The organism is Bradyrhizobium sp. PRIMUS42 (assembly GCF_023006515.1).
Classification (GTDB): domain Bacteria; phylum Pseudomonadota; class Alphaproteobacteria; order Rhizobiales; family Xanthobacteraceae; genus Bradyrhizobium.
Window position 1 is genome coordinate 1 of the sequence record NZ_JALBGZ010000087.1, and the last position, 13636, is coordinate 13636.

Below are 13636 nucleotides of genomic sequence, written 5' to 3' on the forward strand. Positions count from 1 at the left end.
AGGCGGGGGCCGGCATGCGTGAAACAGCGCTCCCGCTCCGTTGGCGGCAGTCGGCGCTTCACCTCGAAGCCACTCTGCGCGAATTGACGGGGCAGGTGCCCGAGCGTCTCGACCAGGCGACGATCGGCGGTTGCTATCCCTCGCGCCGCTGGGTTGCGGCGTGGCGGGTCAGCGTGGTCTTTTCTGATGGCGTGATGCGCCGCATCGATGTCCTCGCAACGGCAGCGTTTCCGGCAGTCCCGGTCAGAACCGCGCTCGTCGATCATCCGGTTTTCTTGACTTGGCCTCACGTCGAAAGTGACGGCGTTCTCTGCCTGCTGCCAAATCTGGCCGAATGCGATCCCGATGATCCTTCTGCCGTCGCTGCGAACCTGCTTCATCGCTCGATTCGACTTGTCGAAGAGCTGCTCGAAGGTTCGATCATCGAGCGCGACTTCCGCGAGGAATTTCTGACATATTGGGCCTACAAGGCGCACGTGACAGGCTCGCATTTCTACAGCCTGTTGGTACCGGCGCCCCCGTCGAGACTCGTGCAGGTGTGGCGAGGAAAGGGGGTGGAAGTAGTCGGCGAAGATACCGCGTCGCTCGAACGCTGGGTGCGCCGTCGATTCGGCGATACTGTGAGCGTCAAAACTGAGGACGCCGCCTTCATTTGGCTGGAAGATCCGCCGCTTCCCGCCGAATATCCCGAGACATCCTCAGATCTGCTGGCTTTGGCGGCGGCGGCTGGAGATGACGCCCGGATGATCATCGAGGACGTCGCAGTTCGCGAACCCGAACACGTTGTCGCGGTGCTGGGAGCTATAGGCAGGGGCGGGTCCGCTTTGATCGGTGTCAAAGCGCCGAACCCGAAGCGTCTCAAAGGTCATGTCAGATCTGCCGCAGAGCCTCTATCCAACGGTTTCCGTCGCGGCCAGGCGCCCAAGGAGGTCCTTCTCAGTCGCTTCTTCGCAGCTAGTCCTGTCATCAGGACTTCGGTGCAGCGCGCGGACGCGAACTGGATTCATGGCCGAGATCGCGACTCTCGGACTGCGCGCTTGCTTGCGGCAACCGTGATCTTGGTTGGGTGTGGGTCGGTCGGCGCTCCGGTCGCACTTGCGCTGGCGCAAGCTGGCGTCGGGCGGATCGTTCTGGTCGACTACGATAAGCTTAGCTGGCCGAATGTCGGCCGGCACCCCTTGGGTGCATCGGCGGTGGGCCGCAACAAGGCAGAAGCCCTGGCCGACCGGCTGCAAACTGATTTTCCCCATCTTCAAATCGAGTACCGCGCCTGTGACCTGCATCACCTGCTCGTGGCCGATCATGATCTAGCGACCGCGGCTGACTTGATCGTTTCGGCAACGGGTAGTTGGGCGGCTGATTCCGCGCTCAATCGCTGGCATGTAAGCCAAGGGAGAGATCGACCGATCGTATACGGCTGGACGGAGGCGCATGCCTGTGCCGGGCACGGCGTTGCGATCGCCCAGAGAAGCGGTTGCCTGCAATGCCACGTAGGCCGAACAGGTGCACCATCGTTCAAAGTGGTGGATTGGCCTGATGGAGCAGGTGCCAATCAAGAAGAGCCTGCGTGCGGCGCCCATTATCAGCCCTATGGTCCGATCGAGCTCGGCTACGTTATCGCGATGATCGCCGAGCTATCCCTCGACTGCTTGCTTGACCCGCCGGTGGATTCCTTCAGCAGAGTATCGGTTGCGCCACGGGAACGCATGGCCAAACTTGGCGGCCGTTTCAGCGAGCCTTGGCGATCAGAAAACGGTGACGGCGATTTCGGTGTCAGGATCGTGGATCGACCGTGGCCTCGGACCGATTGCGCTGCCTGCGAAGGCGCGGAGGCCTCTCGCTCCGTGCGAGAAGACGCCTCGCCGGTTCCCCGTTTGGCGCAAAGCTAACTCCAAACATTCGCCGTTTCGGCGTCGACTAGAAAGTATTCAATCTTCGAGCCGTTACGCTTCTGATCGCTAGTTTCCCCGTTGATGGCGTCGACGTCGGCGGTCGGCTTGTGTACGCAAAAGTATAAACGGCCGCTATTTGATATGAGATTTGAACAGCGCGTCGTAGATAGAAGCCCTGTTCTTCACCGCGCTCGCGGTCCGTCTGGAATATGAGAATCAGGCGCGACGGCGCACCCTGCATAATCATTGCGTGATGGATATCGTTGCGGGGGAAAGCAGCGAATGAGCTGGACAGGTTTATAGCGGGGAGGCCAGTTCACTGTGAGCCGCTCAGCCCTGATGTCTACAGGCGCACAGTCGCCCGTGCTCAGTGGCGGCCGTTGACCTGGGAGACTGGCTTGTGCGTGGCGGGCTCGCGTTCGATTGGCCTCGCTACTCGAAAGGCAAATACGACAGTGCACATCGTGAAGCCGACTACGCGGCGCGGGGAGTGTGGGCGGGCAGTTATGTAGTGCCTGGCTATATCGAACTTGCATCAATCAAGGCGGCAGGCCGGAACGCTGTTCGGACGACGCGGGCTCGCGGTGACAATGTCAATTCCTGCAAGCGTACTCCAAGTCGTCCAGGTCGCGGACATCGTCCTTCCCGCTATCCTTTGGGCTCACAAATTTCATGTTGACGCGCGGCGGAACTGCGAAGTCTACATCAAGGAAGGCTGCCCCCAACTTCATGCTGCTCTGAATGCGCTTAGCCGTCACAGCGCTTGAAATCAGAGCGGAGACCAGGACCCCGCTGCTCGGTGCCTTTGCGACAATACCACTCACTTTCTGCGGGTCGGTGCTGCCGTTGGATTTCAGCCGCAACCGTGCCCTTGGCGGGAGACCCCAGGTCACTTTGAAGGTGGTAACCTCATAGCCCATCTGTTCAAGCAGGGGCAACGCGTCGCCAACTTGTTGAGTGAACGAGTTGAACTCGGCCATCAGTCTGCCGGATGGATCGGTCATATCGGGAAGCGCTAGGTCTGGCATTGACGGCAACGAGACTGAGGGCATCGAGGGTATCATATCGCGAGCGGACTTCGTGATGCTGTCCAATGTGCTGGGAGCGTTGTCTCCTGCCTGAACGGGCAAACTGGCAAAAGCGGAAACTAGCAAAGCAAAGATTGTGGAAACTGTTCGCATTGTAAGCCCTCTGCCCAATATGCTTGGATAGAATATCAACCTGCGGGTGCGCGCAAGAGGGCCGCCAAAAGTCTAAGTTCGGACCCGCCACCTTAGTGCAGCCCGATTAGAGGCAAGCTGTATAAGGCACTTGATTCCGTCATTGAACCTCGATGACGCCCGCGAGAAGGAACCTAGGAATGACGGACGTTTGGGGTGCTGTTAGCGCATTCGCGCTAGGCGGCGTCGGTTGGATGGTTACGTCATTCGTCGCGCAGCCATTCAGGAATTTCTTTGATCTTCGTCGCGAGGTGATTCACAAGAGCATTGTCTATGACAATGTCAGGGCACTGCAATCGGCCAAGGCTCAACCCGTCGAGTTGGAGGAGGAAGAGCTAGCGAGGTTGCGTGAGGCTGAGGACACATTCCGCGACCTTGCGGCGAGAATGCGGGCCTTCGCACTGAATGAATCATTCGCGGATCAACTTGTCGGTCTCTGGGGGTATGATCCGATGGCGGCCAGCACCGCGCTTCTCGCAGTCTCAAACACGCTGCATCAATTCGGCGGTGATCGCGCCGCAACCAAGGCCAAACTGGAATCGGTTCTCCGGTTTAAGACCATCGCTGATTAGTTAGAATTGCGCACGGGGAGGGGCAGGGTGGCTAAAAAGGTGATGGGAAAGCGTCCGATTTGGTTTGGGCTCATTCTCGTGTTGATCGGCTTGGGCGGCTTGGGGTTCGCGTTCCTTCACAAAGATGCTGGCGCGGCCGTAGGTGGTACGCTGCTGGGCCTCATCATAGGCATGCTTGTAGGCTTCTTTGTGCAGGAGGCAGATGAGTGGACTCGATCAGCAATGACAGCCTCGGTGGCGGTGCTAACGGGGGCGGGTGTGGTGACACTCTTGCGCTACGGTGCGCCTGACCCACAAGGGGTTTGGTTCTACCCGATAGGTCTTGTCATCGGCTTTGGATTCGGAACGATTTGGGACGCGGTCGATCCGGCGTAGCGGCAAGCGGACGCAGCACGACGGGGAGCTTTCAGTGCGTCAGAGTGTTGACCTGTATCGTTCTCATACTGTGGAGCGCGACAAGGCGTGCTCGAACATCTCGCGCAGCGTCTCGCGTATGAGTTCGGCTTGCATGGGGGTCCCCCCGCCCGAAAGAGTAGAGTCCTATTTTGATCCATAGCAAAGTATTGGTACATTAGCTTAGGTTGTGTGGGACGCTGCAGCCTGCGACTTTCGAAAGGACGTTGCTCCTGCAGATGGGCCGGTCACGCCGACTTCTTCGTCATGTCGGACAGGGCTGCCCGACCGATTTCGGTCAGTCCGCCGATGGTCCTGTTCCGTTCAGTGCGCTCGCGAGGAGCTTCGCCTGGAAAGTGGGGATTTGCCACAGCAAAATGCGCGAAGCTGAGCCTTTCAGCTTGACCCCTTAAAATCGCTTGTTCTAATTTTGTTCTCAAGGGCCATGGCGATTCTGCGGGCTCGCAACCGGCCAGGAAACATGCACGAGATCATCTGTCCGCACTGTGCGAAGGCCTTCAAGGTCGATGAGTCCGGCTATGCCGAGATTCTGAAGCAGGTGCGTGACGCGGATTTCGCGCAGCAACTCCATGAACGGCTGGAATTGGCCGAGCGTGACAAGCGGAGCGCTGTTGAACTGGCCAAGGCCCAGGTGAGCAACGATCTGCAGAAGACTGCGGCCGCGAAGGACGCAGAAATCCGGCAGTTGAAGTCCAAGCTTGAGGGAAGTGAGGTCACCCAGAAGCTTGCTGTCACCGAGGCGCTCAGCGCCGTGGAAAAAGAGCGTGACAGGCTCGCGAACGCGCTGGTCGAGTCCGAGCGCGAAAAGAAAGCAGCCTCGGAGCTCGCTGAAGCGCTTCGGGCCAGCGAGCAGCACAAAATTGCAGCTGCCAAGGAAAAAGAAATCCAGGAGCTGAAAGCCAAGCTTCAGGCTCTCGAGCTTGAGAAAAAGCTCGCCGTCACTGAAGCGGTCGGTGCCATTGAGAAAGAGCGCGATGAGCTGAAGAACGGCATCAAGCAGGTGCAGCTTGAAAAGCAGCTCTCCGAGCAGTCGCTCAAGGACAAGTACGAAACCCAGATCAAGGATCGCGATGATGCGATCGAGCGTCTCAAGGATATGAAGGCTCGCCTCTCGACCAAGATGGTCGGCGAGACCCTGGAGCAGCACTGCGAGACCGAGTTCAACCGGGTGCGCTCGATGGCGTTTCCGCGGGCGTATTTCGAGAAAGACAACGACGCGCGGACCGGCAGCAAGGGCGATTACATCTTCCGCGATTCCGACGATGCCGGCACCCAGATCATCTCGATCATGTTTGAGATGAAGAACGAGAGCGACAAAACCGCGACGAAAAGCAAGAACGAAGACTTCCTCAAGGAACTCGACCGGGACCGGACCGAGAAGGGCTGCGAGTATGCCATCCTGGTCTCATTGCTTGAACCGGACAACGAGCTTTACAATACCGGTATCGTCGATGTCTTCCACCGCTACCCGAAAATGTATGTCATCAGGCCGCAGTTCTTCCTGCCGATGATTACGCTTTTGCGGAATGCGGCGGTCAACTCGCTGAAGTACAAGGCCGAGCTCGCGCTCGTGAAAGCGCAGAATATCGACATCACCCAATTTGAGAGCCAGCTTGAGACGTTCAAGACCGCGTTCTCGAAAAACTACGATCTAGCATCCAGGCATTTCCAGACGGCGATCGCCGAGATCGATAAGTCCATCGATCACCTACAGAAGACCAAGGATGCATTGATCGGTGCAGACCGCAATCTGCGCCTTGCGAATGACAAGGCGCAGGATGTGACGATCAAGAAGCTGACCCGGGGCAATCCGACGATGGCGACGAAATTTGCGGAGCTTAAGAGCCCGCCTGCTGAAGCCGCGGAGTGAGGCAGCCAAAGTAATACCTCGCTGCGCGTGAAATGATGTAATCGCATTCATGAAGGTTTCGTGGCTGAACACCATCCACATCCCGCGCGAGACGGTTGAGCAACGCGCCCGTGTTGCCTGCATGAAATTTCTGAATCGTAGGCCCTGATCGATTCATTTATTTAATTGGACGATCGATTCGGGAATTGCGATTCTGGCGCATGTCCGAACTCACCGTGCAATATCTCGTGCTCGAGCGGCGCGATCCGGCCCGCAACATGGCGCGGTTCTATGTGCTCACGATCGAGCCGACGCTGTTTGGCGATACGGCCTTGGTGCGTGAATGGGGCCGTCTCGGTGGCCGCGGCCGGCGGCGGCTTGATCTGTTCGATGGTCAGGTGCAGGCCGTCGAGGCCCTCGAGTCCTGGCTCAGGCGCAAGACCCGCCGTGGTTACGTCCAGCGGCATTTTGCGCGCGCGGAATCCGTGTGCGCCGCGCCGCAAGCTGGCTGATCTGGACAAAATGACGTTGAAAGTATATCAAAGTATTCCGGAGTCATCTTCGGCCATATTCCAAGAATTGCAGAAGTATTCCATAATCAATATTATGCGAATAGTAATTGTCTAGATATCATAGTTGGTTAAAAGGGATTAATTCCATAATTGTTTTCGCTTCTTAAGCTCCAGGCCGCCTTTCCACCCCACCTACGACATGCGCAGTTTCATAAGCGCCGTGCTGACCCCACCCGGCTCGAAGAATTCCGATGTGCTTTCACCGTGCTTGGAAGGTCATTGGAATAAAATGATGCGGAACACTACGCGCTCTACGTTCTCAACGGCCCAATGACATGAATGTTGTCCGAGATCATGCTCTTGCCAAGTCGCACGTCCTATCGACTGGGTCACGACGCTCGAGGCTCTCGCTGCGATCGGCAGTAACTTCACGCTCAAGACCGTTCCATGAAATGCCTTTCTGTATAGCCAAATCAACCAGATGATTGACGATATCGTGCGTCAAGATGCCGAGACCGCAAGGATCACGCGATCGCTTCGACGAGCGCCGCCGTGACGCGGTCCATCGGCTGCGAGGCGTCAACGGTCTTGAGCAGTCCCTTGGCGGCATAATAGTGGGTCAGCGGCCTGGTCTGGTTGGCGTAAGCCGTCAGGCGCACGCTGAGCGCTTCCTGGTTGTCGTCCGCCCGCACTGCCTCGCCGTTTTCACGCGCCTGCATGGCTCGGCCCAGGATCCGGTCCAGCAGGTGCTGCTCATCGACCTTCAGTTCGAGCACACAGTTCAGCTGATGCGAACCGAGCACATCGTCGAGGCTTTCCGCTTGGGTCACCGTGCGTGGAAATCCGTCCAGGATGAATCCGCTCACCGCATCTGACCGCGCAATTCGGTCAGCGATCAACCCGACCACCAGATCGTCCGGTACGAGCTCGCCGCGCTCCATAATCTCAGCCGCCTGCCGCCCGATCGCGGTTCTTTCGGACACGGCCGCCCGTAGCATGTCACCGGTCGACAGCTGCGGGATTGCAAGTATCTGCGACAGCTTGAATGCCTGCGTTCCCTTCCCGGCGCCGGGTGGTCCCAAGAGCACGAGTCTCATCTCACTCCTCCGTCAGTCTGGTTTCGCGCGCTGCGCGCACAGTCGAATGGATGTTTATGTGTCGCTCACCGCTTCTTGTTCTGGCGGTTCCGCACGAGGTCGTCGACCACGGCGGGATCGGCCAGGGTCGAGGTGTCGCCCAGGCTGCCGGGTTCGTCCTCGGCAATCTTGCGCAGGATGCGGCGCATGATCTTGCCGGAGCGCGTCTTGGGCAGTCCCGGTGAGAACTGGATCAGGTCGGGGGACGCGATCGGGCCGATGTCCTTGCGCACCCAGGCGACCAGCTCCTTGCGCAGCGCCTCCGTCGGCTCGGTGCCCTGCATCAGCGTCACATAGGCATAGATGCCCTGGCCCTTGATGTCGTGGGGATAGCCGACCACCGCGGCCTCCGAGACCGCCTCATGCGCCACCAGCGAGCTCTCGACCTCGGCGGTGCCCATGCGGTGGCCCGAGACGTTGATGACGTCGTCGACCCGGCCGGTGATCCAGTAATAACCGTCGGCATCGCGCCGGCAGCCGTCGCCGGTGAAGTATTTGCCCTTGTAGGTCGAGAAATAGGTCTGCTCGAACCTGGCGTGATCGCCATAGACCGTGCGCATCTGGCCGGGCCAGGATTTGGTGATGCAGAGATTGCCCGATGTCTCGCCGTCCAGCACCTTGCCGTCGGCATCGACGATCTCAGGCACGACGCCGAAGAACGGCTGCGTCGCGGAACCCGGCTTGAGTTTGGTCGCGCCCGGCAGCGGCGTGATCAAAATGCCGCCGGTCTCGGTCTGCCACCAGGTGTCGACGATCGGGCAGCGGCTGTCGCCGACCACGCGATGATACCATTCCCAGGCTTCCGGATTGATCGGCTCGCCGACCGAGCCGAGCAGGCGCAGGCTCGCGCGCGAGGTCTTCTTCACCGGCTCGTCGCCGCCCTGCATCAGCGCGCGGATCGCGGTCGGCGCCGTGTAGAAGATGTTGACCTTGTGCTTGTCGATGACGTTCCAGAACCGCGCATTGTCCGGATAGTTCGGCACGCCTTCGAACATCAGCGTGGTGGCGCCGTTCGCCAGTGGTCCATAGAGGATATAGCTGTGGCCGGTGACCCAGCCGACGTCGGCGGTGCACCAGTAGATGTCGCCGTCATGGTAGTCGAAGACGTATTGATGCGTCATCGACGCGAACACGAGATAGCCGGCCGTCGAATGCACCACTCCCTTCGGAGCGCCGGTCGAGCCCGAGGTGTATAGGATGAACAACGGATCCTCCGCCTTCATCTCCGCGGGCAGGCAATGTGCGGGCACCTTGGCTGTTTCCTCATGATACCAGACGTCGCGGCCGGCATTCCATGCAACGCTGCCGCCGGTGCGCTTGACGACGATCAGCGACGTCACGGTGTCGCCGGTCTTCTTAATCGCTTCGTCCGCATTGGACTTCAGGGCAACCTTGCGACCACCGCGCAGCCCTTCATCCGCCGTGATGACGACCTTCGACTTGCAGCCCTCGATACGACCCGCAAGCGAATCCGGCGAGAAGCCGCCGAAGACAACAGAGTGAATCGCCCCGATCCGCGCGCAGGCCAACATCGCGTAAGCGGCCTCTGGGATCATTGGCAAATAGATAGTGACGGTGTCGCCCTTCTTGACACCATGCGCCTTCAGCACATTTGCAAACGTGGCGACTTCCCGCGCCAGCTCGTCGTAGGTGATCTTCTTCGATTCGTTCGGATCGTCACCCTCCCAGATGATCGCAACCTGATTGGCGCGCTTCGGGAGATGGCGGTCGATGCAGTTCCAGGCAACATTTGTCGTGCCGTCCTCGAACCATTTGATCGAGATGTTGCCGGGCTCGAACGAGCAGTTGCTCACTTTGGAGAAAGGTTTCATCCAATCGATGCGCTTGCCTTGCTCGGCCCAGAAGCCGTCGGGATCGCTAACGGATTGTGCGTACATCCCGCAATATTTGGCATCGTCGATCCAGGCACGCTTCGACCACTCGGCCGACACGTCGTAGATTGTCTCGGACATAGGCGTCTCCTGATTGAGGCTATTCATCTAACCCTGGCAAAACGGGAAATCGTGTTCTCGATCAAGAAGGCATGCAGCCGCGTCGATTGGCTCCGCGGCCATCGTCTTGCGGTTCAAACTTGCAATTGTCGGATTTCCGTCAGGCCATCGGCCTGACCGCGCGATCAGAAGAATTCAGCCGAGGCGATCATCGATGTAGCGCCTGAGTGCCGAAGCGGCATTCAGCATGTGCGCCCGCATTCGGCGCGCCGCGGCTTCGCCGTCCCCTTCCGCGATCGCCTGCATGATGCTCTCATGCTCCTCCCGCGAACGACGAATGCGATCGCCTTGGCGCAGTTGAGTCCGACGGAAGGCGCTGAGCCGCGCACGAACATCCTGGGCCTGCTCGGCGAGAAACGAGTTATGCGTCGCCCGGTAGATGCATTCATGAAATTCCCGGTTGAATGCGTCATAGGCATCGACATCGTTCGCCTCGACCATCTTGAACGAAGCTTCATGAAGCTCCATCAGATGGCTGCGTTCGAGCGGCGTCATGCGGTAGGTCGCAAGCCGGACACACATCGCCTCGACCTCGGCGCTGGTCTCGAACATGTCCATGATGCGCTCCGGCGTCATCCGCGCAACGACGAGGCCGCGGCGGCCGCGCACTTCGACGAGGCCGCTGACCACGAGCTGGCGAAGCGCCTCCCGCACCGGCGTGCGGGAAGCCCCAAAGCGATCGGCAAGTTGCTGCTCTTCCAATGCCGCACCGGCGTTGAGCGCGCCGGATGCGATCTCGTCTGTGAGCGCGTTTCTGATGCGGTCGGAAAGCAGACCGCCATCGTCTTCCGCTTCGGCTACAACCCTCAAGAAATGTTCCATTTCAGTTACCCCGTGATCGCGCGCACTGCGAAATACAGGACAGAGGGTGCAACCAGACACCCCAAGCCGGTATGAAATGTCGCAGTCAACGCGCCATACGGGACCAGACGCCGATCCGTCGCAGCGAGCCCACCCGATACGCCGCTGACCGTCCCCATCAAGCCACCGAACACCATGGCGCTGCGTGGATTGTTGAGGCCGATCATCTTCGCCACGAACGGCGTACCGATCATGACGATGACTGCCTTGAATACACCGGTCGCAATCGAAAGCGCAATAACCGGTGAGGATGCTCCAATCGCAGCGCCCGTCACTGGTCCCACGATGTAGGTGACCGCGCCGGCGCCGATCGTCGTCAACGATTCCGCGTCGGTGTAGCCGAACGCCGCGGCAACGAGAACGCCGAGAATGAAGGGAACGACGGTTCCCAACGCGAGCGCGACCGCGCCGATCAACCCGGCCTTGCGCGCATGGACGACATCGACCTCGAAGGCCGTGGCGACGATCGCGAAATCCCGCAGCATCGCGCCTCCCATCAGGCCGATCCCGGCCAGCGCCGGCAGGTCGGCCACGCCCTTTTCGCCACCGGTGGCGACGCCGCCGAAGAAGGCCAGCGCCAGCCCCAATATGATCGCGATCGCGGAGCCGTGGATGCGCCCGAAGGTGAGGTATTTCGAGATTGTTCCGGAAACCCACATGAGGATGCCGACAGCCGCGAACGCGGTGATCAACGCATTTGCCGCAAGAATGTGAGATATCATGGTCATGCGACCCTCCCGGACTTGAAGTTGGGCACAGGCACAGCGAGCAATTCGGCCTCGCGCGCCTCGATTTGGTCCATCGTTTCGACGGGGCCGCTGAGCCGACCAATCAGGGCCACCATCGCGAAACACACCGCGACCGCGCCAATTCCCGCGATGACAACGATCGGACCGCCTTTTGCGGCAGCGACGACGTTCTGCTGCGCGGCCATGGCGACCACGATCGGAATGTAGAAGCTGCCCCAGAACTCGACGCCGGTCTTGAGCCCATGGCTAAGCAGACCGCGCCGCCCCAGCCAGAGCCGGGCGGCGATCAGAAACATCATGGCAATGCCGACGCCGCCGACATTGGCCTTTACGCCGAGGGCGATGCCGAGCAGGTCCCCCAACAGGCTTCCTAACAGCGTGCAGATCGCGAGTAGCGCTACGCCGGAAATGGTCATGGGCGCCTCCCCTCGGCGAGCAAGGCACGAACCACTGGACTTGGACTATCTGCATGCATTCGCATCGTAAATCTCCTCCTGTGTATGCGAATATTCATCGCTTATAGACTTGTGTATACGCTAATTGACATTAGAAGGCAATAGGCATACATTAGCGCAATCGAAAACCCACCCCGCATGCCAAGGAGCCGAAATGAGCGATTGGGGTATGCAAAAGGCCGCCCTGGGAGAGCGCCTGGCGGCCGGCCGGCAGCACGCTAAGGGAAAGGTCATCCCTATCCCGAGCCTTCCCGCGTTTCTGAAGGCGGTGATCCGGTCAGGAGACCGGGTGTGCCTGGAGGGCGATAATCAGAAGCAGGCCGACATCCTCGCCTCGGCGCTGGCGAACCTGGAGCCCGCGGACGTCCATGACCTGCACATGGTGCAATCAGGTGTGGTCCTGCCCGCCCACCTCGACATCTTCGAAAAGGGCATCGCCCGTCGGCTCGACTTCTCCTATTCGGGCCCGCAATCGGCGCGCATCGCGCGCATGCTGTTCGGCGGCAAGATCGAGCTTGGGGCGGTCCATACCTATCTCGAACTGTTCGCGCGCTACTTCATCGACCTCACGCCGAACGTCGCGCTGATCGCGGCGGTGAGCGCCGACAAGGACGGCAACCTCTATACGGGGCCGAACACCGAGGACACGCCGACGGTGGTCGAGGCGACGAGCTACAAGAACGGTCTCGTCGTGGCGCAGGTCACCGAGATCGTCGACAAGGTGCCGCGCGTCGACATTCCCGGCGACCTCGTGCATTTCGTGGTCGAGGCCGGCCGCCCCTTCTATGTCGAGCCGCTGTTCACGCGCGATCCCGCCGCCATCACCGAGACCCAGATCCTCACGGCGATGCTCGCCATCAAGGGCATCTACGCGCCCTACGGCGTGCGCCGGCTCAATCACGGCATCGGTTTCAATACGGCCGCGATCGAGCTGCTGCTGCCGACCTATGGCGAGAAGCTCGGCCTCAAGGGCAAGGTCTGCACGCACTTTGCGCTCAATCCACATCCGACGATGATTCCCGCGATCGAAGCCGGCTGGGTCGACCAGATCCACTGTTTTGGATCGGAAGTCGGCATGGAGGATTACGTTGCCGCGCGCTCCGACATCTTCTTCACCGGGCCCGACGGATCGCTGCGCTCCAACCGTGCCTTCTGCCAGACGGCGGGCCTCTATGCCTGCGACATGTTCATCGGATCGACGCTCCAGATCGACCTCGAAGGCCACAGCTCGACGGTGACGACCAACCGCATCGCCGGATTCGGCGGCGCGCCCAACATGGGCTCCGATCCGCGCGGCCGCCGTCACCCGAGCGAACCATGGCTCAAGGCCGGCGCCGAGGCCGATCCAGACTCCAACGCCGCGCTGCGCCGCGGCCGCAAGCTGGTGGTGCAGATCGGCGAAACCTTCGGCGACAGCAACGTCCCGCTCTTCGTCGAGCGGTTGGATGCGCTGGAGCTGGCGCGCGAGCTGAAGCTCGATCTCGCCCCGGTGATGGTCTACTCCGACGACGTCACCCACATCGTCACCGAGGAAGGCATCGCCAACCTCCTGATGTGCCGCAGCAAGGACGAGCGCGAGCAGGCGATCCGCGGCGTTGCCGGCTACACCGAGATTGGACGCGCGCGCGATGCAAATCTGGTCGAGCAGCTGCGGCAACGCGGCGTGATCCGCCGTCCCGAGGATCTCGGCATCGATCCGCTCGATGCCGACCGGCGCCTGCTGGCGGCCCGCTCGATCAAGGACCTCATGCTGGCTTCCGGCGGTCTTTACCGCCCGCCCAGCCGCTTCCGCAACTGGTGAGGAGTTTTACATGGAAAAGCTCAGCTTCAGACTGTCTGCCCCAAGGCCCGCCAGCGGCACGCGCGCGCAAGCCATCGTCGGCGTCGTTGCCTCCGGCAATCTCGAAGTGCTGCTGGAGCGGGCCGCGCCGGCCGACACGTGCACGATCAACATCGCAACCGCG

General features: G+C 60.3%; 12 protein-coding genes and 1 pseudogene. 7 read left to right on the forward strand and 6 right to left on the reverse strand.

Features of this window, described 5'->3' with window-relative positions; translation table 11 throughout:
• On the forward strand, positions 1-1889 hold a 1889-nt coding region (locus MOV75_RS10245), incomplete at its 5' end, for a ThiF family adenylyltransferase (RefSeq protein ID WP_247005577.1).
• Between the two features lie 596 nt (positions 1890-2485).
• On the opposite strand, the gene MOV75_RS10250 is transcribed toward MOV75_RS10245, so the two are convergent.
• Entirely contained in the window at positions 2486-2872 is a 387-nt protein-coding gene (locus MOV75_RS10250; protein ID WP_247005582.1) for a hypothetical protein, read from the reverse strand.
• A gap of 380 nt (positions 2873-3252) precedes the next feature.
• Between MOV75_RS10250 and MOV75_RS10255 the strand changes: the two genes are divergently transcribed.
• The 4 genes from MOV75_RS10255 to MOV75_RS10270 all read left to right on the forward strand — a co-directional run bounded on the left by MOV75_RS10255 (position 3253) and on the right by MOV75_RS10270 (position 6459).
• Entirely contained in the window at positions 3253-3684 is a 432-nt protein-coding gene (locus MOV75_RS10255) for a hypothetical protein (RefSeq protein WP_247005590.1), read from the forward strand.
• Positions 3685-3711: 27 nt separating this feature from the next.
• Positions 3712-4059 (forward strand): hypothetical protein, encoded by a 348-nt coding sequence (locus MOV75_RS10260; RefSeq protein WP_247005591.1) that lies wholly within the window; start codon positions 3712-3714, stop codon positions 4057-4059.
• A 499-nt stretch (positions 4060-4558) separates the two neighbouring features.
• Entirely contained in the window at positions 4559-5968 is a 1410-nt protein-coding gene (locus MOV75_RS10265; protein ID WP_247005602.1) for a DUF2130 domain-containing protein, read from the forward strand.
• A 200-nt stretch (positions 5969-6168) separates the two neighbouring features.
• On the forward strand, positions 6169-6459 hold the full coding sequence (locus MOV75_RS10270; RefSeq protein WP_247005592.1) for a WGR domain-containing protein: 291 nt from the start codon (positions 6169-6171) through the stop codon (positions 6457-6459).
• A gap of 524 nt (positions 6460-6983) precedes the next feature.
• Here MOV75_RS10270 and MOV75_RS10275 read toward each other — a convergent pair.
• The 5 genes from MOV75_RS10275 to madL all read right to left on the reverse strand — a co-directional run bounded on the left by MOV75_RS10275 (position 6984) and on the right by madL (position 11633).
• Complete coding sequence (locus MOV75_RS10275; RefSeq protein WP_247005593.1) at positions 6984-7556, reverse strand: adenylate kinase; 573 nt, start codon at positions 7554-7556, stop codon at positions 6984-6986.
• Between the two features lie 65 nt (positions 7557-7621).
• Entirely contained in the window at positions 7622-9568 is a 1947-nt protein-coding gene (acs, locus tag MOV75_RS10280; protein ID WP_247005594.1) for an acetate--CoA ligase, read from the reverse strand.
• Positions 9569-9742: 174 nt separating this feature from the next.
• On the reverse strand, positions 9743-10429 hold the full coding sequence (locus MOV75_RS10285; protein WP_247005595.1) for a GntR family transcriptional regulator: 687 nt from the start codon (positions 10427-10429) through the stop codon (positions 9743-9745).
• A 5-nt stretch (positions 10430-10434) separates the two neighbouring features.
• Positions 10435-11196 carry a malonate transporter subunit MadM gene (madM, locus tag MOV75_RS10290; RefSeq protein ID WP_247005597.1) on the reverse strand — a complete coding sequence of 254 codons (762 nt, stop codon included), beginning with the start codon at positions 11194-11196 and terminating at the stop codon, positions 10435-10437.
• Positions 11193-11633: a malonate transporter subunit MadL gene (madL, locus tag MOV75_RS10295; RefSeq protein WP_247005599.1), complete on the reverse strand. Its 441-nt coding sequence runs from the start codon at positions 11631-11633 to the stop codon at positions 11193-11195. The genes madM and madL overlap by 4 nt, the downstream gene beginning before the upstream one ends.
• 193 nt (positions 11634-11826) lie before the next feature.
• On the opposite strand from madL, the gene mdcA reads away from it, so the two are divergent.
• Both mdcA and MOV75_RS10305 read left to right on the forward strand, forming a co-directional pair.
• The gene (gene mdcA / locus MOV75_RS10300) at positions 11827-13473 is read left to right on the forward strand and encodes a malonate decarboxylase subunit alpha (protein ID WP_247005601.1); all 1647 of its coding nucleotides are present in this window, start codon (positions 11827-11829) and stop codon (positions 13471-13473) included.
• Between the two features lie 10 nt (positions 13474-13483).
• A pseudogene (locus MOV75_RS10305) lies at positions 13484-13636 on the forward strand (malonate decarboxylase acyl carrier protein); the annotation flags it as partial.

Coding starts and splice junctions, on each gene's coding strand:
- MOV75_RS10250 (WP_247005582.1), bottom strand. CDS start 2,872: ATGGCCGAGTTCAACTCGTTCACTCAACAAGTTGGCGACGCGTTGCCC.
- MOV75_RS10255 (WP_247005590.1), top strand. CDS start 3,253: ATGACGGACGTTTGGGGTGCTGTTAGCGCATTCGCGCTAGGCGGCGTC.
- MOV75_RS10265 (WP_247005602.1), top strand. CDS start 4,559: ATGCACGAGATCATCTGTCCGCACTGTGCGAAGGCCTTCAAGGTCGAT.
- MOV75_RS10270 (WP_247005592.1), top strand. CDS start 6,169: ATGTCCGAACTCACCGTGCAATATCTCGTGCTCGAGCGGCGCGATCCG.
- MOV75_RS10275 (WP_247005593.1), bottom strand. CDS start 7,556: ATGAGACTCGTGCTCTTGGGACCACCCGGCGCCGGGAAGGGAACGCAG.
- acs (WP_247005594.1), bottom strand. CDS start 9,568: ATGTCCGAGACAATCTACGACGTGTCGGCCGAGTGGTCGAAGCGTGCC.
- MOV75_RS10285 (WP_247005595.1), bottom strand. CDS start 10,429: ATGGAACATTTCTTGAGGGTTGTAGCCGAAGCGGAAGACGATGGCGGT.
- madM (WP_247005597.1), bottom strand. CDS start 11,196: ATGACCATGATATCTCACATTCTTGCGGCAAATGCGTTGATCACCGCG.
- madL (WP_247005599.1), bottom strand. CDS start 11,633: ATGACCATTTCCGGCGTAGCGCTACTCGCGATCTGCACGCTGTTAGGA.
- mdcA (WP_247005601.1), top strand. CDS start 11,827: ATGAGCGATTGGGGTATGCAAAAGGCCGCCCTGGGAGAGCGCCTGGCG.